The 22,600-nt window shown below is 34.8% G+C and carries 21 protein-coding genes; 9 read left to right on the forward strand and 12 right to left on the reverse strand.

Going from position 1 to position 22,600, the window contains the following annotated elements; genetic code table 11:
* Positions 1 to 41: 41 nt before the first annotated feature.
* The gene (locus BM201_RS07125) at positions 42 to 743 is read right to left on the reverse strand and encodes a LytR/AlgR family response regulator transcription factor (protein WP_092541042.1); all 702 of its coding nucleotides are present in this window, start codon (positions 741 to 743) and stop codon (positions 42 to 44) included.
* The gene (locus BM201_RS07130) at positions 740 to 1,558 is read right to left on the reverse strand and encodes a sensor histidine kinase (RefSeq protein ID WP_092541044.1); all 819 of its coding nucleotides are present in this window, start codon (positions 1,556 to 1,558) and stop codon (positions 740 to 742) included. The genes BM201_RS07125 and BM201_RS07130 overlap by 4 nt, the downstream gene beginning before the upstream one ends.
* 215 nt (positions 1,559 to 1,773) lie before the next feature.
* Between BM201_RS07130 and BM201_RS07135 the strand changes: the two genes are divergently transcribed.
* On the forward strand, positions 1,774 to 2,946 hold the full coding sequence (locus tag BM201_RS07135; RefSeq protein WP_092541046.1) for a metallophosphoesterase: 1,173 nt from the start codon (positions 1,774 to 1,776) through the stop codon (positions 2,944 to 2,946).
* Positions 2,947 to 3,180: 234 nt separating this feature from the next.
* A complete protein-coding gene (locus BM201_RS07140) occupies positions 3,181 to 5,217 on the forward strand; it encodes a sensor histidine kinase (RefSeq protein WP_092541048.1) in 2,037 nt (678 codons plus the stop codon).
* Between the two features lie 88 nt (positions 5,218 to 5,305).
* Here the strand turns inward: BM201_RS07140 and BM201_RS07145 are convergent, their stop codons facing one another.
* From BM201_RS07145 to BM201_RS07155, 3 genes are all read right to left on the reverse strand, one after another.
* A complete protein-coding gene (locus tag BM201_RS07145; RefSeq protein WP_092541050.1) occupies positions 5,306 to 9,796 on the reverse strand; it encodes an ATP-binding cassette domain-containing protein in 4,491 nt (1,496 codons plus the stop codon).
* Positions 9,797 to 9,958: 162 nt separating this feature from the next.
* On the reverse strand, positions 9,959 to 10,552 hold the full coding sequence (locus tag BM201_RS07150) for a hypothetical protein (RefSeq protein WP_092541052.1): 594 nt from the start codon (positions 10,550 to 10,552) through the stop codon (positions 9,959 to 9,961).
* Entirely contained in the window at positions 10,542 to 11,021 is a 480-nt protein-coding gene (locus tag BM201_RS07155; protein WP_092541054.1) for an RNA polymerase sigma factor, read from the reverse strand. The genes BM201_RS07150 and BM201_RS07155 overlap by 11 nt, the downstream gene beginning before the upstream one ends.
* A gap of 217 nt (positions 11,022 to 11,238) precedes the next feature.
* Between BM201_RS07155 and BM201_RS07160 the strand changes: the two genes are divergently transcribed.
* The 3 genes from BM201_RS07160 to BM201_RS07170 are packed head-to-tail and all read left to right on the forward strand — an operon-like array spanning position 11,239 to position 13,338.
* Complete coding sequence (locus BM201_RS07160) at positions 11,239 to 11,484, forward strand: hypothetical protein (protein ID WP_139219155.1); 246 nt, start codon at positions 11,239 to 11,241, stop codon at positions 11,482 to 11,484.
* Between the two features lie 2 nt (positions 11,485 to 11,486).
* Entirely contained in the window at positions 11,487 to 11,789 is a 303-nt protein-coding gene (locus BM201_RS07165; protein WP_092541058.1) for a hypothetical protein, read from the forward strand.
* Between the two features lies 1 nt (position 11,790).
* On the forward strand, positions 11,791 to 13,338 hold the full coding sequence (locus BM201_RS07170; protein ID WP_092541060.1) for a PepSY-associated TM helix domain-containing protein: 1,548 nt from the start codon (positions 11,791 to 11,793) through the stop codon (positions 13,336 to 13,338).
* On the opposite strand, the gene BM201_RS07175 is transcribed toward BM201_RS07170, so the two are convergent.
* Positions 13,335 to 13,904 carry a hypothetical protein gene (locus BM201_RS07175; protein WP_092541062.1) on the reverse strand — a complete coding sequence of 190 codons (570 nt, stop codon included), beginning with the start codon at positions 13,902 to 13,904 and terminating at the stop codon, positions 13,335 to 13,337. The genes BM201_RS07170 and BM201_RS07175 overlap by 4 nt on opposite strands.
* A gap of 29 nt (positions 13,905 to 13,933) precedes the next feature.
* Positions 13,934 to 14,380, reverse strand: coding sequence for a BRCT domain-containing protein (locus tag BM201_RS07180; RefSeq protein WP_092541064.1), 447 nt, complete (start codon positions 14,378 to 14,380; stop codon positions 13,934 to 13,936).
* 241 nt (positions 14,381 to 14,621) lie between these two features.
* Here BM201_RS07180 and BM201_RS07185 point away from each other — a divergent pair, with 241 nt between their 5' ends.
* Entirely contained in the window at positions 14,622 to 15,590 is a 969-nt protein-coding gene (locus BM201_RS07185; protein WP_092541066.1) for an aldo/keto reductase, read from the forward strand.
* A 49-nt stretch (positions 15,591 to 15,639) separates the two neighbouring features.
* On the opposite strand, the gene hisS is transcribed toward BM201_RS07185, so the two are convergent.
* Complete coding sequence (gene hisS, locus BM201_RS07190) at positions 15,640 to 17,010, reverse strand: histidine--tRNA ligase (RefSeq protein ID WP_092541068.1); 1,371 nt, start codon at positions 17,008 to 17,010, stop codon at positions 15,640 to 15,642.
* 213 nt (positions 17,011 to 17,223) lie between these two features.
* Between hisS and BM201_RS07195 the strand changes: the two genes are divergently transcribed.
* Both BM201_RS07195 and BM201_RS07200 read left to right on the forward strand, forming a co-directional pair.
* Positions 17,224 to 18,465: an ABC transporter permease gene (locus tag BM201_RS07195; protein WP_092541070.1), complete on the forward strand. Its 1,242-nt coding sequence runs from the start codon at positions 17,224 to 17,226 to the stop codon at positions 18,463 to 18,465.
* 24 nt (positions 18,466 to 18,489) lie between these two features.
* A complete protein-coding gene (locus BM201_RS07200; RefSeq protein ID WP_245758599.1) occupies positions 18,490 to 19,986 on the forward strand; it encodes an ArnT family glycosyltransferase in 1,497 nt (498 codons plus the stop codon).
* 62 nt (positions 19,987 to 20,048) lie between these two features.
* On the opposite strand, the gene BM201_RS07205 is transcribed toward BM201_RS07200, so the two are convergent.
* The 4 genes from BM201_RS07205 to rpsF form a co-directional block, all read right to left on the reverse strand.
* Positions 20,049 to 20,522 (reverse strand): DUF6495 family protein, encoded by a 474-nt coding sequence (locus BM201_RS07205; protein WP_092541073.1) that lies wholly within the window; start codon positions 20,520 to 20,522, stop codon positions 20,049 to 20,051.
* Positions 20,523 to 20,588: 66 nt separating this feature from the next.
* Entirely contained in the window at positions 20,589 to 21,038 is a 450-nt protein-coding gene (gene rplI, locus BM201_RS07210; protein ID WP_092541075.1) for a 50S ribosomal protein L9, read from the reverse strand.
* Between the two features lie 12 nt (positions 21,039 to 21,050).
* Positions 21,051 to 21,350 carry a 30S ribosomal protein S18 gene (gene rpsR, locus BM201_RS07215; protein WP_013071549.1) on the reverse strand — a complete coding sequence of 100 codons (300 nt, stop codon included), beginning with the start codon at positions 21,348 to 21,350 and terminating at the stop codon, positions 21,051 to 21,053.
* Positions 21,351 to 21,352: 2 nt separating this feature from the next.
* Positions 21,353 to 21,691, reverse strand: coding sequence for a 30S ribosomal protein S6 (rpsF, locus tag BM201_RS07220; RefSeq protein WP_092541077.1), 339 nt, complete (start codon positions 21,689 to 21,691; stop codon positions 21,353 to 21,355).
* A 130-nt stretch (positions 21,692 to 21,821) separates the two neighbouring features.
* Here rpsF and BM201_RS07225 point away from each other — a divergent pair, with 130 nt between their 5' ends.
* Positions 21,822 to 22,571 carry a LytR/AlgR family response regulator transcription factor gene (locus BM201_RS07225; protein ID WP_092541079.1) on the forward strand — a complete coding sequence of 250 codons (750 nt, stop codon included), beginning with the start codon at positions 21,822 to 21,824 and terminating at the stop codon, positions 22,569 to 22,571.
* Positions 22,572 to 22,600: the final 29 nt, after the last annotated feature.

Consider the following 22,600-nt stretch of genomic DNA (forward strand, 5'->3'; position numbering starts at 1 on the left):
ACTCCAATTAATTTTTGAATTAAAACGAGTTTTGAGTTAAATTATTCTTTCAAAAGTTTATTAACCTGAGCTTTATAATAATTACCAATTGGGAGATAGTTTTCAAGTACTTTGATCCTGTTTCCTTCAATGATCTTGATGTGCTTTTTGGAGACGATAAAGGATTTATGAATGCGTATAAAATCAGTTTGAGGTAATTTTTCCATTAAGTAGGAAAATTTGGATCTAACCAATAGTTGATCATTTTCAAAGATGATTTTAGCGTAATTTCCGGCGGCTTCGATGTAAACAATTTCATCGAGTGTTATTTGAATATGCTTCTTATCAGCATACACAAAAATGGTTTCTTTTTGCGGTTTATTTTGAGTAGAACTCCTTGATGAATGCTTTGCGTCTATTTCCAATGCTTTATTGACCGCCTTCAGAAATCGCTCAAAACTGAAGGGTTTTAAAAGATAGTCTGAAATCTCCAGTTCGTATCCTTCTAAAGCATATTCTTTGTAAGCCGTAGTCACAATGATCTTAGGTTTTTTAGATAAACTTCTCAAGAAATCAAAGCCTTTAAGTTTCGGCATATTTAGATCTAAGAATATAAGATCAACCTGATTACTTCTCAGATATTCCAAAGCTTCCAGCGCGTCATAGCAATGTTTTGCAAGCTTTAAATCTGGAATGAGATCGCAATACTCTTTTATGATTTCGTGAGCCATTTGCTCATCGTCAATGATTAAATAGTTGGTCATTGCTTTAATTGAAGTTTGGCTTTAAAAATAGCGTCTTCTTTAGAGCTACTGAATTTATGTCTTTGCGGATAGGCTAATTCTAATCTACGTTTTAAATTCTGAAGTCCAATTCCGTGGTTTTCTTCAAGCTCAGTTGCGTCAAAATTGTTGCTAATTTCAAAATCGATGATATTGTCTGAAGCTTTCAGATTAATATGCACAAAAGCATCTTCTCGCAATTTTTCCACGCCGTGTTTAAACGCATTTTCAACAAGAATGATAAACAGCAACGGTATTACTTTCAGGTTTTCATTCTTAACCTCAACATCAAATTGGATATCTACTTTTTTATGATACCGCATTTGATTGAGTGCTATAAAATTTTCTAAGTAGGTTAGTTCTTCAGTCAATTTTACCCGATGCTTTTCACCTTCATAAATGCTATAGCGCATCAATTCTGATAATTTCAGAATAAGTCCTTTTACCTTGTCTGTATCCTTACCAACCATTCCGTAGAGGTTATTCAGCATATTGAAAAAGAAGTGCGGATTCACCTGATTTTGTAAATGCAAAAGCTCGTTGACTTTCTTTTCATTTTTAAGAATTATGAGTTCTTTCAACTGAATAACAAGCCAAATTACAGCCCACAAAAGGATAAGGCCATAATAGCACAAAACACCAATACTGAATGCTGTAGGATAGCCTTCAAGAAAAACTACCGAGTTTTTCCCGAGAAATAGAATTTGGTAAGTGACGATACTCAGGGGTATCAGGATCGATAACCCAATCAGGAATTTAAGAATCCCCCATCGATTGTATGAAAACGTAGAAATCATACCGCAAAATACTCAGATTTTGTAAAGCCTGGGCAAACTTGTGATGAATAGGCTTCAAGGGATTATAAGATTGCTTTTAAACGTGACAAACTCAATTTGGATAACGCAATCCATTATTCAGACTGAAAATGAGCATTCTGAACACAAATTTTTCAGCAAAAAGAATCGGAAGAACACATTTGCGGTAAGCTTTTGTTCAACGAATTAAAAACACAATGAAAACAAAAATTTTACGCTACTTGAAGCATTTGGGTCTTACCATTTTGGTGCTACTCTTAATTTTAATACCTGTCGGGATTTCTGAAGGCGCTCAGGTAAGTTACGGTCACGATTCCACAAGTCTCAATTTTGATGGTGAAGGTCCGTATGCATTTTATAAGAATGATAGTTTGGTTACAGTAAAGTACATTAGAGGAAACAAGGACGATGGTTTTGCGATAGATGAAAAGGACTTTTCTGTAAACCAACCTATTCCTGCGGAAGTTTATTTTCCTTTAGATCAGACGAAATTCAATTTTACGATACCAACAAGATTTGAGACTCCACGAAGTGTTTATAAGGATGACAAGAAGATCTTAGCGATTTCTGATATTGAAAGCGGATTTAAAACCTTCCAAGATTTTCTCATCAAGAATAAAGTGATCGATAAAAACCTGAATTGGACTTTCGGTGAAAATCATCTTGTCCTCTTGGGAGATTTTGTAGATCGTGGATTTTCAACAACGCAAGTGCTCTGGTTGATTTTCAAATTAGAACAAGAAGCCAAAAAGCAAGGCGGAATCGTACACTTTATATTGGGCAACCACGAATTGAAGAATATGTACGGCGACCATCAGACGGCTTCTTTAAAATATACGTTTGTTGCCTCAATGCTTGGTAAAACACAGTCTGAGCTTTATAGTAAGGATGCAGTCTTAGGCAGATGGTTGTCTAGTAAAAATATAATTGAATCTATCAATGGAACGCTTTTCGTGCACGGTGGTCTACATCCTGAAATCACCGATTTGAATATGAGCATTCCGCAGATCAATGATTTTATGCGGAAAACCTATTATGAAGCGCCTTACCCAAAAGTTGATGAGGATAAAAAAGAGCTTTTAATTTCGTCCAAAACCGGTATTTGCTGGTATCGTGGTTATTTTAAAGAAGATCTAAGTCAGGAAGAAGTTGAAAAACCTTTGAAGAAATTCAAGGCAAATGCTATAGTTGTGGGACACACATTACATTTAAGGGTTAAAAAGTTTTTTGACGGCAAGGTGTACGGGATCGATGTAAAACATAGCAGCGATTATCACAAAAACTGGCCAGATTTTGATTCTGAAGGTTTGCTCATCACAAACGGGAACTATTACAGAGCTATGGCTGATGGAACGCTTGAGAAATTATAGTTATTTCCAGTTCAGAGTAAAAAATAATACGAGATTTAAAATTCAAGATCAAATTATCTATTTTCATAACTAGTAAAAATTAGATTACGAACTGTAAGCATATCAAATATTTAATTAAGTAAGTCTACTATGAATGATTGCACGATTTTAAAGCAATATCCTTGGTTTTTCCGTAAAATCATCGATTAAAGTTTTATCTTTACCGTTCTAAGTAAGATTACAAGAAAGTTTATCATGGTAAATCCGCCTATTCCCTACAACGATTCAGAGCGATCTGAAGAGGCAATAAAGTACAGTAGCTATTCTATCGAAAACGAAGATCTAAACTTCTTAAGTTCAATGGCTGCAGAAATTTGTAATACCGATAGTGCGTTAATAACACTTATTGGTCGAGAAAAGCAATATATACAATCATCATTTGGGATCGAACTAGAGGTAAGAGAATTCCCCAGAGAATTTGCATTTTGCTCTCATACGATCAATAATACGAAAAAAGCTACCGTTGTTCCCGATGCCAGAAAAGATGAGCGTTTTCATGATAATCCATTCGTAACTGGTGAAAATCCTGTGATTTTTTATTCAGGATATCCATTAATAAATAAAGAAGGACTAGCACTGGGCACCATTTGCGCAATAGATGGTGAACCGAAAGAATTAAGTGAGGAACAGGAGAAGAAATTGGCTTTATTGGCAAAGCAGATAATGAATCTACTGGAGTTAAAAAGACAGTCTGAAATTCTTACCAAAACAAATAAAGAGCTTTCAATATTAAACAAAAGATTTCAGTACATTACAAATAGTACCAACATTGGTACTTTTGAATTTGATATTAACGATCGTTCTATCGTTTTTAATGATGCTTGGTGGAAAATCACCGGATATTCCCATGAGGCAGGTATAAGACTAGAAGATTGGCAAAAACTTATTCATCCACAAGATGCTTTAGACCTTAAGGAGAAATTCAGCAAAAATTATAATGCTAAAGATCAGTTTAGTCATCAATACAGAATTCAGCATAAAAACGGAAAATACATCTGGTTAAACTTAAAAGCGCAATTTAATTTTAATAGTGAAAGTGATGATCCAACTCATATCTACGGAATATTCTTAGATATTACAGAGCAGAAGAACAAAGAATCTGAGATTCTTTATCGTCAAAAGCTTTTGCAATTATTGTATGAGCTTTCTCCTATTGGAATTTCCTTAAATGATTTCGCAACAGGTGGATTTTTAGAGGTTAATGAGAAACTAATAGAACCTACCGGCTATACCAGAGAAGAATTTTTAAAACTGAATTACTGGGACGTTACGCCAAAAGAATATGAACCTCAGGAAGCGCAACAAATAGAATCGATGAATTCTACTGGTGCATATGGTCCTTACGAAAAAGAGTACATTAAAAAGAACGGCGAAAGATATCCAGTTTTATTACGAGGTATCTTGGTTGAAGACACCGATGGCAATAAGAAAATCTGGAGTTTTATAGAAGATATTTCTGAACGTAAAAAAGATGAAGCTGTAAAAGCTGAACGCCTTGAAAGAATTCAAAGTTTATTGCGCATTAAAAACGACCAAAATGAGCGATTAAAGAATTTTGCTCATATCGTTTCTCATAATCTAAGATCGCATTCTGGAGCTATTGGTATGCTAATTCAATTAATTCAGCAGGAAAATAGCGTTTTAAATGAACAAGAGGCTTTTAAACATTTAATTCAATCTTCATCCAATCTCGAGACCACTATTCAGGATCTAAATGAGATCGTTGAAGTGAATTTATCTGATGCTAAAGATTTTCAAAGAATTGATATTTTTCCTTTGATCAAAAAAAACGTAGAAAGTGTTTTCCCTTTAGCGAAAGAGAATAAAGTTGAAATATTAATAGACGTTGCACCAGAAACCTACATGTTAGGTGTACGTTCTTATCTGGAGAGTATTTTCCTTAATTTTATCACTAACGGAATAAAATACAGTTCCCCAGACAGAGAAAGCTTTATTAAAATTACTGCTGAAATTGAAGAAAATTACACCTGTGTTATTTTTGAAGATAATGGGTTAGGAATCGATATGCAGACTTACGGTGATAAGTTATTTAAAATGTATAAAACCTTTCATAAACATAAAGATGCACGCGGAATTGGTCTTTTTATCACCAAAAATCAGATCGAAACCATGAATGGGACGATCGAGGTTACTAGTGAAGTTAACAAAGGAACTACTTTTAAAATTAAAATCCCTAATAAAGAACTAAAGGCACCTGCTTTGGTTTCATAAAAAAAACAGCTGAAAATCAACAATCTGAAGGTTTATTCTATATGAATTGAACCTTCAGATTGTCCAAATTGGATAAAATTTCCTTGAATTATTTCAGCTCTATCCCTACTCCTATTTTAGCCAACAGATAAGGATTGTGATCGATCACTAAAAGATCATTATTTTCGCTTAACTGCTGCAAGACTTCTAACAATAAATCAATATCGGCATAATGCAAACCGATACTAGGTTCGTCTAGGATCAACAGTTGGTTTTTAGTTTTTGCCTGCAACCAATTGTTTAGTAATAATCGTTGTTTTTCTCCCGAAGAAAGCGATTTTACATATTGATCTATTCGCAAATGCGATAAACCAATCTCCACAAGGTCTTCTAATTGCAGAACGGCTTTTGTTGTTCCTGAAAAATTACTTAACCATTCCTGCAATTCTGAAATATTCATCGCTAAAATATCAGCAATATTTTTATCATTTATAGTTTGTGCCAAAATTTCATCTCGGTAACGCTTTCCATTACAAACATCACAAGTTTCTATATGTTTTACAGCTATATCTAAACTTGTAGAAACAGTACCTGTTCCCTGACAGTTTGGACACTGACTCGCTTTGGTTTTATAGGAGAAGTCTTTGGCTTTACCACCAGTTTCCTTGGCAAACACTTTGGTAATCACATTCAAAACATTTAAGTAATCGACCAGCAAAGTACTGTTGTAGGCTCTTAATTGTTTTGGTTCAAAATAATGCACGCCTTCATATTGCTTCGGAAAATCAATACTTTCACAATTTATTGGTTGTTGCTGTTCTAAACTCGGCATCAGCACCTTTTTCACCAACGTAGTTTTTCCTATTCCCGATTTACCGGTGATTGCGGTAATTCCGCCTACCGGAATTTCAATTTGTTCTTTTTGTAAACTATGTTTCGAAATTCCTTCAATATGAATTGCTTTCTTTCCTTGCTGAAATTCGATGTTTTTAGATGCTGTTTTTACAAACGGATGACATACTACTGAATTCAAATAGGTTTCTGGTTTTCCTTCAAACATAACTTCGCCACCTAAACTTCCTGCTTTCGGCCCAATTTGCACCAAATGATCTGCTGCCAACATAATATCTTTATGATGCTCTATCACAATCACCGTATTTCCTTTGGTAACCAAGGCTTTTAGTAAGGCAATCACATCGGCAATGTTGTTTTGCGACAATCCCGCCGATGGTTCATCTAACAAATAGGTAACGCCTTGCAACGGACTGTTTAATTGTTTGATGAGCGACACCCGTTGCTGCTCGCCTCCGCTCAAGGTTTTCGATTTTCGATTCAAATGCAAATGGTCAATATGCAATTGTTTGGAGCGTTGCAAAGTCGCTTGTAAATGTTCATTCAGTTTTGAAATCAATTCCGCGTCTATAGTTTCTTTCGGTTCTGAATTGAGCAACCAATCTTCAAAAGCTCCTAAACTTTTTGCTTTTACATTATGCATCGACAAGCCGTCTAAAGTGACGCTTAGTCGTTCGGGTTGTAAACCACTTCCCTGGCAATGACTACAGGTTTCCGGACTCAACAAAGCAAGCATATGATCTTTGTGTTTGTTTTTTCGAATCATGAAATATTCATCCATTAAATACGTAAACAAACCTTTCCAAACCATATTAACCTGCTGCGTTCCTTCTCTTGATTTAGTTTTAAATGTCCAAGTTGCTTCCCAGCTTTTTTCTGGTATTCCGTGAAATAAAATATCTTTTTGCTGCTGCGTAAACTCTTTAAAAGGCGTCTGCAACGTAAATCCGTATTCCTTACCAATTTCGCTTAAGATTGCCATGTATTGTCCGCCAGCCTGACCGTAATAATACAAAGCTTTGTTATGTTCTAAAAGTCCGTTTGAAATGCTCAGATTAGGATCTAAAATGATTTTAGAAACATCCGGAAGCAATGCTTCTCCAATCCCATCACAAACGCCACATTTCCCTAATTCATGTACGTTCGAAAAATGACTAGCCGACCATTCTTTGCCTTCGAACTGCGCTTTTCGTGAAAAGGCAAAACGCAAACTTTTATCAATATCGGTTTGTTTGGCTACATCAGAACGCTGCGAAAATTTATGATCTTTCCGCGTGATGCAAATACTAGGCGTTAATCCTGAAATATGATCAACTTCAAACTGATAATCAACACCTACTCTATTTTGCTGATAGCTGGAAAATTGTTTGCTCATTTCCTGCAAACCATACCCATGAAGCGTATCGATAACCAAAGAAGATTTCCCCGATCCTGAAATTCCCGTCACCACCGATAATTGTTGCTTCGGAAAGCTGATATTCAAATCTTTCAACGCATGTGTTCGTGCGCCTTTAATTTGAATCTCATCTGTAAAAACCGACTCAGGGATCGATTCGTTTTCAGTATTAATTACTTCAGAATTATCTACAAATACATCACAATTTGCTTGAAACAAGGCATGATTTTCAAAACATACAATTCCAGATGTGGCTGTTTTTAATTGCTGCAAAGCGTTTACCAGTTGCGTCACATTTTGTTGATGCAATCCAATGCTTGGTTCCTCTAACAAAAGAATGGTTTGCTTCGTTGGTTTTGCGAAATGCTTGGTCAGTTTAATTCGTTGTGCTTCGCCTCCACTTAACGTATTCGAAGGTTGTCCCAACTTTAAATAACCAACGCCTAAACGCTGCAACAAAGCTAAAACTTCTGCTAATTTCTTTTCGTTTTGAAAGAACTCAGAAGCTTCATCAATACTCAGATTATAGATGTCTGAAATGTTCTTGTTATTCCAATGAACCTGCAAAACTTCCGGCTTAAAACGCTTGCCATTACATTCGGGACAGGTTTGATTAATGGTGCCCATCACGCTCATGGATAATGTAATGACACCCGCACCTTCGCAACGAGGGCAACGTCCTGCTTTGTTGTTAAATGAAAATGCGCTTTTCTTCAATTCTGATGCTTTGGCCTCATCAGTTTTGGCCAATAAATCCCTGATCTTATCGGCAATTCCGGTATAGGTCGCAGGATTACTTCGGGGTGTTTTTCCAATGGGTTGATCGGTCACTGTAAGCAATTGCAATCCTTTTGCTTCACTATAATTTTCAATTGAAGTTAAGACGGTGGCAGTTTTTCTACTCACCACCGCTAACTGTTTTTCAAGTGGTTGAAATCCAGTTTCTGAAACTTCTTTTCTTTCAGAATTGATTTTAGTTTCGGGAGTATTTAAAGCCTCTAAAGTTGGACTTTCAATATCTTTTGCCTTGAGAAAATCTGTTCGATTTCCGTTGAAAATGATCTCTCCACCTTCAACACCTGCTTTGGGTCCTAATTCAACAATCCAATCTGCTTTTTTGATTAAATTCAGATCATGTTCCACCACTAAAACGGTATTTCCACGACTGATCAATCGTCTTAGAATGTTATACAAATGCTGTTGATAGGCGGGCGACAAACCAATAGAAGGTTCGTCAAAAACGTATAAAATGCCTTGCAAACTACTGTTTACCTGTTTGATGAGTTTGATTCGCTGGCCGTCACCGCTTGAAATTTCCATACTCGGCGTACTCAATCGGTAATGATCCATGCCCAAGCGAATCAAATCTTGCAATTGCGTACAAAGCTTGTTTACCAACACCTGTTCGCCTGCTTCATAGGTTTCCGATTGTAATTTTTCATACAATTCATTCAAAGGCAATTCCATCCATTCTTGAAAATTCAGTCCTTTCCAACGATACTTCAAATGATCTGCCTTGATTCGTGCACCATGACAACTAGGACAAGTCTTGGCACTGGCAAAACGAAGAATACTCGGATTTCTATCTAAGCGAAGAATATCGCTCATGATAGGCAAAATTCCTTTGTAATAGCCTATTTCACGAGGTTTTGCTTTGAAACCTTCCCAACGTAAACGCGATTCCAAACTATGTTTTCCGTAGTATACTTGTATGCGATCGCTCCCGTTCCAAATTACATTTTGCTGTTCTTCAGATAAATCTTTCCACGGAATATCTACATTGAATCCGTGCGCCTCACAAACCTTGTTCAACTCCTCTACCGTTACCTGGGAATACACGATATAACCGTTAGGCAAAGTAGTAACAATGGCTCCTTCGCGCAAGGTCTTATTTTCATCACCTACCAATTTTTCAATATCGATATACTCAGCTTCACCAATTCCACGACAGGTTTCGCAAGCTCCTTTTGGATGATTGAACGAAAAAAGCGATTTGCTCATGCTTTCTTCCGCAGCATAACGCGCAAACAGAATTCGAAAAATAGGCGTCAACTCCGATAAGGTACCAAACGTAGCGTTTATGGACTGAAAGCGTTTGGATTGTTCTACTTTGATGACCGGAGGTAATTCGGTAATATCATCAACCAAAGCCGTTGGAATTGCTGCGGCATTTTGCTGATTGTAAGCCGGTAAACTTTCTAAAAAATACCGATAGCCTTCGTTACCAATAACTCCCATAGCCAAGGACGATTTCCCGGAACCCGAGAGTCCTGTTACCACAATTAATTGGTTTTTAGGTAAGTTTAAGGATACATTTTTAAGGTTGTTTTGGTAAGCATTTTGAATGCGCATGTAGAACTGGCTTTTGCGTTTGAAAAGCAAAGGTAGGAGAATATGAACGGGCACACAATGTTATAAGAAGATAGCCTTTGAACATTAAAATTTGAGCAAAATTAAAAAATCGAAATTGGATAAAATAGGCCTTATTTTTATCCAATTTCGATTTTGGTACTTCTATTTATTTCCGGTTTCAAAATCGCTTACAATTTCATCCAATTTCTTCAAAAGTTTACCATAAATGGCTTCCGTAGAGATTAAATATGAGAATAAACTTATTCCGCCAATCACCAAATATATAAATACGGCAAAAATTATCTTTTTAATGAAAGAAATACTGGCAATCGTATTCAAATAAACTTCAGAATCGTTAAAAACAAGCCATAATTCAACAAGCATAAACAGAGGGATTATTAGTCCTGTAAAAACAACGTAATTTCTTTTCTGATTTTTGATGAAAACCTGGTTCGTTTTCATGTAATGCTGAACATCGTCTGAAGGCTTAATATTCTTTAATTTCGTAATAGTATTTTTATTCAGCAAAAAAAGAAATAATAGAAAGCCAAAAGCTAAACCAGCTGCCAAAAATTCTTGATAAAGAAGCAACATTCCTAGGATTAATAAGCCTACGGGAATTAGACTCATATTATCCTTCTTTAAATACTTGAGTATTTGCTGAAACCAAAGTTTAGATTCTCTATTATAAAATTCAATATTTTTAACATTTCCGTGATTTCCGTTTTTCCAGACGTTTTCGATACTATTTTCCATAAATAATCGTTTTTAGTTTTGTTTTTATTCTATTGATTCTTGCGCCAACGGCACTGGTTTTCATTCCGCTTACATCGGCTATTTCTCTATACGAATTGTCTTCCAGATAAAGAACGATAATGGCTTTATCTACTTCAGGCAATTGTCGAATCGCGTTATACAGCAGTTGTAATTCTTCATTATTAAAAGCCTCACTTTCTATACTTAGATCGTTTTGAACAATCTCGCTAGCTCCCGTATGTTTTTTTTGTTTTTTCAGCATGGTCATACAAACGTTAAGCGTTATTCTGTACACCCAGGTAGACCATTTAGATTGTTCTTTGAAATTATGCCTACTCTTCCAGATTTGAAGACAGACTTCCTGAAAGTAATCTTCAAAATCGAATTCGGTATCGGTATATGCTCTGCAGAGTTTTATTATAATCCCTTTATGTGGAACGATATACTTTATGTAAAAATCTTCACTCAAAATTGTTGTTTATTGAATAGGTAATCGTAAAACGAATTTTATTACGAGCAAACTCTATTTAAATTAAATCTAAATAATTTTTGATACCTAATTTCAGCATTATATATTTGCCTAGATAGATTTAATCTAAATAAAGATGATAAGCTTTGGTTTCGTTTTTTGCCTTTTAGGATGTTGGTGTCGTTATGCCAGATCAAAAAAAATAAAAATAGATAAGATGTTTATAGAGAACTGGATTGGAGAGCATGAATTAGCTGCAAAAGTAGCGACATTCGTTTTTTTTACGCTTTCTTATTCACTTTTTTATGCAGAATACGGGCTGGTTAGCGGTTTAATCATTCTTATTACAGTTCTAAGTGTAATGCTAAGTTTATTGATTTTGGGACGACCTCTAAAAACTCCTAAACTCAGTGTTTTAGTATTTATTTTTTTAGTCAGTTTATTTTCTGAAATTTTTATTTAATCATGCCAGCTAATAAGAAATATCTAACAAACTCGTTTCATCAAAAATTTGCGAAACTAAGTGCAGGAATTCTGGGTGGCTATATAATTTCAGCATTACTGCATATGGCGTTGGCGTTTTGGCTGCCAAATCATAAGATCATTTTTATCACTTCTGTATTTAGTCTTTTTCTGGTGTGGATGCTATTAATCATCATTCCGTATTTATACAAAAATGCCTGGAAAGTCTGGGGTATTTACCTGGCCATAATCGCTTTGCTTTATGGCGCTGTTTATTTTGGAAAATTATATCATCCAATCGTCTAATATGAGCAAAAGAAATTACAACGTATTTTTTCACGTTCATACCATAAGTGGTATCATAATTAGTGCTGCATTATTTATTATTTTTTTCTGCGGAGCTTTTGCCTTGATAAAGGATGAAATTACCGCCTGGGAAAAAGGCGAAAATGTTAACATGGAAATAGCATCAGACGTAGATTACGATCGCGCTATGCAAAGCCTGAAGGATGAGGGCTTAAATTTAACAGGAAGAGACATTAGGATGATTCCGCCAGATGTTAAACAGAAAATGTTCGTCGGCGTTTCAGCTTCAAAGTCAGAAAATGCTAGTGAAGAAGATAAATTAAGCACTTATTATAACCTTCACACTCGAACGTATGAATTATCTACTTACTATGCTTTTTACAGTATTGGTGAGTTGATCTATAGACTTCATTTCTTTCATCAAATTCCAACCTACGGAATCTTAACAGCGGGGTTCGTTGCTTTTTTCTTTTTACTGGCAATTGTAAGCGGACTAATAGTTCATTGGAAAAAAATTGTTTCAAATTTTTACATTTTCAGACCAAAAACAAAACTTAAAACTATTTGGACAGACGCACATACAGCTTTAGGAGTTATTGGATTACCATTTCAATTTATGTTTGCGCTTACCAGTAGCTTTTTATGCCTTTCAAGTCTTATTTTACTTCCTATAAATTTTGCTTACGATGGAAATCAGCAACAAGCGTTGGAAGATCTTAGGCCAATGCAAAAAACCTATGAGTGGGAAGAACAGGCAACAGGTGAAATTCCGAGTTTAAATGCTTTATATGAAAAAACTCAGGAAAAATGGCCAGAATTTGAAGCAGCTCAGGTTTATGTAAAAAATTATGGTGGAACCAACATGAAATTTCAGATTGATGGATTACTAAAACCAGATGAGGCATTTCTAGGTCACGGTAGAATCGTATATGATGTCATGTCGAATACGATTACTGAAGAAAAAAATCCTGAAGATTCAGGCTATGCTGAAACTGTAGAATTAGCCATAAGAAGACTTCATTTTGGAGATTTTGGCGGCTTATCTTTAAAAGTCATTTATTTTGCTTTAGCGATTATTACCTGTTTTGTTATTCTTAGTGGTGTTTTGATTTGGTTAGAAGCCAGAGATAAAAAACATATCCCAGAAAAGAAACGTAAGTTTAATAGAGCCCTTGGTTACTTTTATGTAGCAATATGCATGTCACTTTATCCTATAACTGCAATTAGCATGCTGGTAGCTAAATATATTCCCAGAACCATGGATACCGATAGACAATCTATACTTTATGCGGTTTTCTTTATAGGCTGGTTAATATTTACACTATTTTTCACATTTAGAAAAAACAATTATATCACCACAAAATATTCATTAATACTAGGAAGTTTCTTCGGGATTTTAGTTCCGATAATCAACGGACTGGTTTCCGGAAACTGGATTTGGAAGATGTATCAACAAGATCAAACAGCTATTTTGTTTGTAGATATTTTCTGGATCTGTATATCGCTTATAAGCTTCGGAATTTTACTAAGAATGAAGAAGCCGGTTTAAAATGTATAATATAGAGAGACATAAGAACTAGCTACATAATAGTTCCTGTTTTCTAAATTTGGAGCGATATCATCTCTCTTTTCTAAATTAAACTGTAATCCAGCTCTAAAGTTCCTTAAAAAAAGATATCGCAATTCCAGATTCATTGCGAGATTAATAAATTGATCTGATTCTGTATTAGTATTTAAATAATCTCGACTTACCATACCTATATCACCACCAGCAAGAGCCTGTATCTTATCATTTAAAAAAACAGTGTATATCTTTCCTCCTATTCCAAATTGTTGGTAACCTACATCATTAAAATTCTCATAGTAAGCATACAACTCTATTGGTATAAAAAACTTATTAGTACCGTAACCAGCTTTAAAAAGTAAATCTAAACTTTCAGCAGTAAAGTTGGGATCTGCAACATTAATCCATTTTTCGGTAGGAACAGGATCTGCCCCTGCAGAAACAAAAAAATAAGAATCATTTTTATTTTTTCTTTTTGGCCCCAGATCATAACATTGAGAAAAACTTTGGAAACTAATAAAGAGAGCTACAAGTAAAAACTTAATTTTCAAAATTGGGATATTTAAATTTAAAACTAAAATTAGATAATTTCAGCGGAGTTAACTTTTCTTGCACCAGTATTATCTCGAAGGTTATTTTTACTAGGGAATTTGCTTTTATTAAGTTTTATTGCTTTTTGCCAATCCATTTCATCGACAATAGTAATACCATGTTCCTTAGCTTCTTCTACGACGAGCCAATCAGGGTTTTTTCCTGTAATAAGAAAATTAGTATCCATTGCCATTTTTTCTTCAACTATCGCATTTTTACTTAGAAGATCGCATTTGATGGATTCTTCTCTTAATTCATCTAATTTACCATCGAAAACTACCTTTTTTCCCTCAAAGCTATCTGTAGATTTTTCTTCAACCTCTATGTTTTGTTTGATTTCCTCTTCTTTTGATGAAACAAAGTAATAATTCCAAGTAAGATAAATAATCCCAAGAAGAAGCAGGATATAGGCGGTTATAATTATCTGCAAAGTCATAGTTAGTGTGTGGTTAGTAACAATCAAATAATAAATCTATTATTCAACTGAATTTATGACAAACTTACATTATTTTTATTCACTATTCTTCATGATTTTTAGTTTTTAACGATTTTAATACATTCTTACGCTTCTTATATACAGCTGCATTCGCCAGCAGTTTCAAAGCGTTAATCATTGTTTAAAACGCCTCTAAACTTTTATCCATTCATATAATCTTACTATTTTCAAAGAAAAAATTATGGAATTAAAGAATTTAGGAAATACCGATCTTAAAACACCACCTATTATTTTTGGCGGTAATGTATTTGGATGGACACTTGATGAGAAAGAATCATTTAAAATGCTAGATGAGCTGCTTGAAAAAGGCTATACCTGCATCGACACAGCAGATGTTTATTCCAGGTGGGCAGATGATAACGAAGGAGGCGAATCTGAAAAAATTATTGGTAAATGGATGAAAGATCGTGGCGTAAGAGATAAAATTACGCTTGCCACTAAAGTAGGTTCAGATATGGGGCAAGGCAAAAAAGATATTTCTGAAAATTACATTTTAAAAGCCGCACAGGAATCACTGAAAAGATTAGAAACAGGTTATATCGATTTGTATTACACGCACTGGGACGATGATCGCACTCCTGTTGAAGAAACTTTAGGCGCTTACCAAAAACTGATCAAAAACGGATTCGTTAAATATATTGGTGCCTCAAATTTGAGTCCGGCGAGATTAAGAGATTCTTTAAACGCTTCTAAAGCAAAAGCTTTACCAAAATATCAGGTTTTTCAGCAGGAATATAGCTTAATGAATCGTGATAAAGTTGAAGGTGATATTTTAAAATTATGCCAGGAAAATAATGTGAGTATTACAACCTATTTTTCTTTGGCTAGCGGATTTTTAACCGGTAAATATCGCAGCAAAGACGATCTTGAGGGACAAAACCGAAAGGATTTTGTAAAAGATTATCTGGATGATCGCGGTAAAAATATTCTTAAAACTTTAGACGAAGTTTCTGAAGAGCACGGAATCTCTAATGCTGGTGTGGCTTTAGCCTGGATTATTAACAGACCAGGAATCACTGCCGCAATCGCCAGTGCTACAAAATCCTCGCATTTAAAAGCTTTCGAGGAAGCAACTTCAGTAAAACTATCTAGTGAAAATATGGAAAAATTGAATGAAGCAAGTAGTAAAAAAGCGCTACAGGATAAATAGAATCAAGATGTAGAAAATAAATAAAAAAGCCCCAAAATTGGGGCTTTTTTTATGCAATCTTAGCTACAAGATCTTTCAAGTTTAATCGATCCTGCTCACCTGTTTTCATATTTTTCAAAGTATACTCTCCTGCTGCCATCTCTTCGTCACCCGCAAGGATCACAAATGGAATATTACGTTTATTAGCGTAGTTCATTTGCTTTTTCATTTTGGCTGAATCTGGGAAAACTTCAGCATTTACACCTTCAGCACGTAAAGCATTTATACCTTTAAACGCATATAGGGCTTCTTTTTCACCAAAGTTCACAAATAAGACTTTTACATCATCTGCAACCGCTTCGGGGAATAAATTCAATTCTTCCAGCACAAGGTAAATACGGTCTAAGCCAAATGAAATCCCAACACCACTCATATTTTTAAGTCCGAATATTCCCGTTAGATCATCATAACGACCACCGCCGCCAATCGATCCCATCTTCACTCCTTTTGGCGCTGCAACTTCAAAAATCGCTCCTGTATAATAATTTAATCCTCGTGCCAGCGTCACATCTAAATCGAGTTTCGCTGTTTTTAAAGGCATTTCTGCAATGGCATTCTGAATAAACTCTAACTCTTCAATTCCTTTTAAACCAGCTTCAGAAGTTGATAATATCGATTTTAAAGCCTCAATTTTTTCAGCAAAATTACCTTCCAATCCAAAAATTGGTTTGATTTTTTCTATAGCGTCGTCAGCAATTCCTTTAGCAAGCATTTCTTTTACCACACCATCTTCACCAATCTTATCCAGTTTATCCAGCGCAACGGTAAAATCGATTAATTTATCCTGCTCGCCAATAACTTCAGCAAAACCAGATAAAATTTTACGATTATTGATCTTAATTGTAACTCCGTCTAGTTTTAATGCTGAAAAAACCGAATCATACAATTGTACAAACTCCACTTCCTGCCATAAACTATCACTCCCAACAACATCGGCATCGCACTGAAAAAACTCTCTAAATCTCCCTTTTTGAGGACGATCTGCACGCCAAACCGGCTGAATTTGATAGCGTTTAAACGGAAAATCGATTTCATTTTGATGTTGTACCACGTAACGAGCAAAGGGCACGGTAAGATCGTAGCGAAGCGCTTTTTCTGAAATCGAAGGCGTAAGTTTTAAGCTATCTTTATCGGCATAAGCAGTTTCATCAGCTTTCTTTAAAAAGTCTCCAGAATTAAGAATCTTAAAAATAAGGCGGTCTCCTTCTTCACCATATTTTCCCATTAGGGTATCAGAATTTTCGAAACTTGGTGTTTCGATCGCCTGAAAACCAAACTTTTTAAATTCAGTTTTAATCTTGTCGAATATAAAATTACGTTTTGCAACTTCCTGCGGAGTAAAATCTCTGGTTCCTTTTGGTATTGATGGTTTTTGTGCCATAAATCGATCTATATTCAGGTAAATAACCTGAATTCTTTCAGTTTTAAAATTCGTTGTTCAAAATTAACGAAAATCGCCTACTATATTTGGATTGCAGACCATTTTATCGGCTGCAAATATCTTAAATTTTGCCTGAACCTAAACAATTTTCAAATTTTAAGTAACATTCTTCTCAAAATTGAGTCTAACTTACAGTGACTGAAATTTCAAAATATGTTTGCACTCTTACGCGAGAACATTAGTATCGCTTTCGATTCGATTAAAGGCCAGCTTTTAAGAACTATTCTAACTGTTCTTATTATTGCTATTGGGATTACCGCATTGGTAGGGATTCTAAGTGCCGTTGGTGCTTTAGAAAACACGATTAGCGGGAATTTTGCTTCTATGGGCGCCAATACATTCAATATTCAGCGTTATAATTACACATCACAAAGGGGAAACGAGATCAATAAAGTAAACCCTGTGATCACGTATCGTGAAGTGAAAACCTTTCAAGATAAATATCAATATCCTTTAACCACAACGGCGATTAGTTTTACGGGAACGTCTTCTGCGGAAATTAAATGGGAAAACGAAAAAACCGATCCTGAAATAAATGTACTCGGAATCAACGAAAATTACCTTACTAACTCTGGTTTAGAGATTGAAACAGGTAGAAATTTCAACTATTTTGATATTCAGAATAATAACAATGTAGCCATTATTGGAGCCGATTTTGCTAAAAATAACGGACTATTTAAAGGAGCGAGCCCAATTGATAAAACGATTAGTGTTCGTGGTGCAAAATTTAAAGTGATTGGTGTTCTAGAATCTAAAGGTTCTACCTTTGGAAACAATGAAGATCTACGTGTTTTGATTCCGCTGCAACATGCCAGATCAATATTTAGCAGCCCCGGTATAAATTATAATCTTAGTATTAAGGTTGAAAACAAAGAAGCTTTAGATGCTGCTCAAGACGAAGCCATCCTTACTTTTAGGAACATAAGAAAACTAAGTCCTGTTGAAAAAGATAATTTTGGGATCGAAAGAAGTGACAGTTTATTAAATGAGATTGCTGAAATGTCTTCAGTTTTAAACCTCGCTGCCTGGATCATTAGCCTGGTAACAATTTTTGGTTCTTCTATCGCTTTAATGAATATCATGTTGGTGAGTGTTACTGAAAGAACTCGCGAAATTGGTGTGCGTAAAGCACTTGGAGCAAAGAAAAACACGATTGCTGCGCAGTTTTTTATGGAAACTCTAATTATTGGTCAGTTTGGTGGAGTTTTAGGGATTATTTTGGGAATCTTAATTGGTATGGCAGTTTCAGCCGGAGTTGGTTTCGATTTTACAACTCCGTGGTTAGCGATGTTCTGGGCCGTGGTTGTAACCTTGCTTACCGCGCTATTTTCAGGATTATATCCTGCAATTAAAGCCTCAAAACAAGATCCAATCGAATCACTACGATACGAATAAGGAACATCACGAAAACCAACAATATTGATTGCTCTAAAAAAGTTCTTTCCAGTAATTTTTGTCTTATCACTTGTAAAATTATGTATTCAGTTACTAGGCAATAGAAATTATGGATTTCACAGGGACGAGCTTTTACATCTTTCTGTAAGCGAACATTTAGATTGGGGATTTATGGAATTCCCGCCATTTATAGCTTTCCTTGGTAAATTCTCATATTGGTTTTTCGATTATTCTTTAATGGGCGTTCGTTTATTTCCAACATTTTCAGGTGTTGCGATTCTTATACTTTGCTGCTTAATTTGTATCGAGCTAGGTGGTAAAAAACAAGCGATTTTACTTTCCGGCATTTGCATTTTAGCTTTTTTGCCATTTTATCGAAATCATACATTATTTCAGCCGGTAGCATTTAACCAGTTATTTTGGACACTTGGCTTTTACTTTTACATCAGATTTATTAATTCTGAAAACAAAAAGTATCTCGTTTATCTTGGAATCACTCTAGGATTTGGATTACTGAATAAGTACACCATAGTTATCTGGACATTCGGGATCTTAATAAGTATACTGTTTTATAGAAAAGGGAATTTATTCAGAAATAAATGGATGTATTTTTCTGCAATATTAGCTCTACTCATTTTTTTGCCGAATATTATCTGGCAAATCGATCATGATTTTCCAATCCTGAAACATTTACAGGCTCTAAAAGAACATCAACTAGAGGAAATAAATCCATGGAGGTTTGGCTTGGCGCAGTTGGACTATCCCTTCACGTTATTAGTTAGCATTCTGGGAATTATTGGACTGTTTATAGATGAAAAACTGAAGAAATATAAGTCGGTCGCCATTGCTTGTCTGGTTATCTTCGGACTAATGTGGATCTTAAAATCAAAAGCTTATTATGTTTTTGGAATTTACCCTATTTTATTCGCGGCAGGTTCGGCTAAAGTTTCATTTATTTTCAATAAAAAACCAGTCTGGATTTATGCAATTTCAATAATAGTTTTGATGACTTCAGTTTATTTTATTCCTGAAGCTACACCAATTCTTTCCGTAGAAAATTATATAGAATATGCCGATTTAAAAGGAAATAACGGCCGAGTTGAACTTACCAGTGATTATGCTGATATGTTTGGCTGGGAAGAACAGGTAAAATTGGTAGATAGCGTTTACCAAAGTCTGAGTACTGCAGAACAGCAAAAAACAGTGATCTGGGCTGAAAATTATGGAGAAGCGGGTGCTATTAAAATCTTAGGAAAAAAATACGACCTGCCTAATCCTATTAGTCGGCATGGTAGTTTTTGGACCTGGGGTTATGGCAATAAAAATGCCGAAATATGGATAAGTTTAGGAAACGAAAAGGAAGTTTTAAACAGTGTTTTCGAGGACATAAAACTTATAAAAACGATCACGCACAAATACGCAGTTGACGAAGAAAACAATATTCCGCTATATATTTGCCGTACACCTAAAGTCGATATTGAAGATTGGTGGCAACAGTATAAAGATCATATCTATGATTAGATATTTTAAAATTTCCCGCTACAGAAGTCTTACTCTGAAATTGCTATTAAAAATATATAATCTTAAGACTTTACAATTTCAGCAAAATAATTATATAAATCTCCCTTGGTAATATTAGATCCTTGTTTGATTAACGCAAAAATATCTTTGTTTCGATCTTCACTTATCGCTTTAGTCGATGTATAAATATTCACTGCATCATTCATTAAATTAGATCGTAACCAATTATAGCCTTCGTGCGTGGTGATATCGATAGCTTCATTCTCAACTTTAACAGCGATAAGATTAATCGTAGCAGCTGTGATTTGAAATAAAAATATTTGTTGTTTAGAGAAATGTTCCAGATACTCCACTTTATTTAAAACGCCTTCCCAAATTAGATCACTAAAAACATCGATCTCCTTTTCTGCAACATCAGGCTTATTGGTTTTTATATCTTTCCACTCTTCAGCAGTAATAGATTGGGTAGCTAGAAAATTGATAAATTCCTGATGCATTTCTTCAAGCTGCTCACGTGTAAGTCTTGCGTATTTCATAACAATTAAATAGTTATAAAAAAAGCCCACTCATAGAGCAGGCTTTTTAAAAATTATATAGGTTTATTAAGCTTCTCCTACAACATCGAATGATAAAGTAGAAATTACCTCACGGTGAAAACGTAAAGTAGCTTCGTATTGTCCTAATCTTTTAATGTTTCCACCGGCAATATTGATAAATTTCTTGTCGATTTCTACACCTTCTTTAGCTAAAGCATCAGCTAGATCTGCATTAGTGATAGATCCAAATAATTTGTCTCCGGCACCAGATTTAGCAGTAAGTTTAATATCTAAACCGTTAAGCTTTTCAGCTTGTTTTTTAGCTTCGTCGATATGCTTTTGCTCTTTATAAGCTCTTTGTTTAAGAGTTTCAGCAAGAACTTTCTTAGCTGATGGAGTTGCTAATTCTGCGAAGCCTTGTGGGATTAAAAAGTTACGACCATAACCGTTCTTTACAGATACCACATCGTCTTTAAACCCTAAATTATCTACGTCTTTTTTAAGTATCAATTCCATAATTGCTTCTTTTTATTTTAATAAATCACCAACGTATGGCATTAATGCTAAATGACGTGCGCGTTTAACAGCAACAGCCACTTTTCTTTGGTATTTTAAAGAAGTCCCAGTTAAACGACGAGGAAGTAATTTCCCTTGCTCGTTTACAAAACTCATTAAAAAGTCTGGATCTTTATAATCGATATATTTAATACCAGATCTTTTAAATCTACAGTACTTTTTAGTTTTAGAAGTTTCTATATTAAGTGGAGTAAGATATCTAATCTCTCCGTCTTTTTTACCTTTTGCTTGTTGTTCAATAGATGTAGCCATACTTACGCTTTTTCTTGGATTCTTTTTCTTCTTTTCTCAGCCCAGGCTGCAGCGTGCTTATCTAACTTCACAGTTAAATAACGCATCATACGCTCATCTCTTCTAAAAGCAAGTTCTAAAGGCTCGATAGCCTCTCCTGGTGCTTTAAATTCAAATAAGTGATAAAAACCACTTTTTTTGTGCTGAATTGCGTAAGCTAATTTTTTAAGCCCCCAATTCTCCTTTGATACCATCTCAGCTCCTTTAGAAATAAGAAATTCTTCGTATTTCTTAACTGTTTCCTTTATCTGCTCATCAGATAAAACGGGATTCAAGATGAAAACAGTTTCATAATGATTCATAAAATTATATTTTATTAAAATTGGCTGCAAAAATAGAACTATTTTTTATATTTCACAAGCTAATTTTATTACGGTTAAAATCCCTATTTAATCGATGAAATTATACCCAATCTTGCTTTTATCAAATATAATGTCTAATATTGTTAATTGTAAAACTACAAAAAGACCTGTGGAAGATATTTTGCTAAAATGTGCAGTTGTAGATGACTCTAGTCTACAACGATTATCAATCGTTAAGATGATAAAAGATCATTCTAATCTTACTTTGGTAGCAGAATACAACAATGCTATCGAAACTAAGAACGGTCTTTTAGATACCGAGATCGATTTGATCTTCCTGGATATCGAAATGCCTATTCTTTCTGGGTTCGAACTTTTGGACGATCTTCCTAATCAGCCGCAAATAGTATTTGTTACTGGAAAAACAAAATATGCTTATAAGGCATTTGATTATAGCGCAACAGATTATTTACAGAAGCCCGTTAGTAAGGAACGTTTTAATAGTGCTGTGATCAAAGCTTTGAATATGTATAAGCTTAAAACGCAGGCTGTACTTCCTGAAGACGAAGATTTTATTTTCGTAAAAAGTAATCTTAAAAACCGTAAGGTATTTTTAAATCGCTTAAAATATATTCAGGCACTTGGGGATTACGTGAAATTCGTTACTGAAGAAGATAATTTTGTAGTACTGGCTACCATGAAGTCTTTTGAGAAAGAATTACCTTCAGAAAAATTTATGAGGACGCATAAATCCTACATCGTAAATTTAGATAAAGTTGAAAGATACAACAGCAAAACTGTAGAGATCGCAGGAGAAAAACTTCCGTTAAGCAGGCATAAGAAAAATAATCTTATCGAAGCACTTAGCAGTAAAGCTTAATTATAAAACATTTTAATTTTCAGATACAA

Source organism: Zunongwangia mangrovi, assembly GCF_900112105.1.
Lineage (GTDB): Bacteria > Bacteroidota > Bacteroidia > Flavobacteriales > Flavobacteriaceae > Zunongwangia > Zunongwangia mangrovi.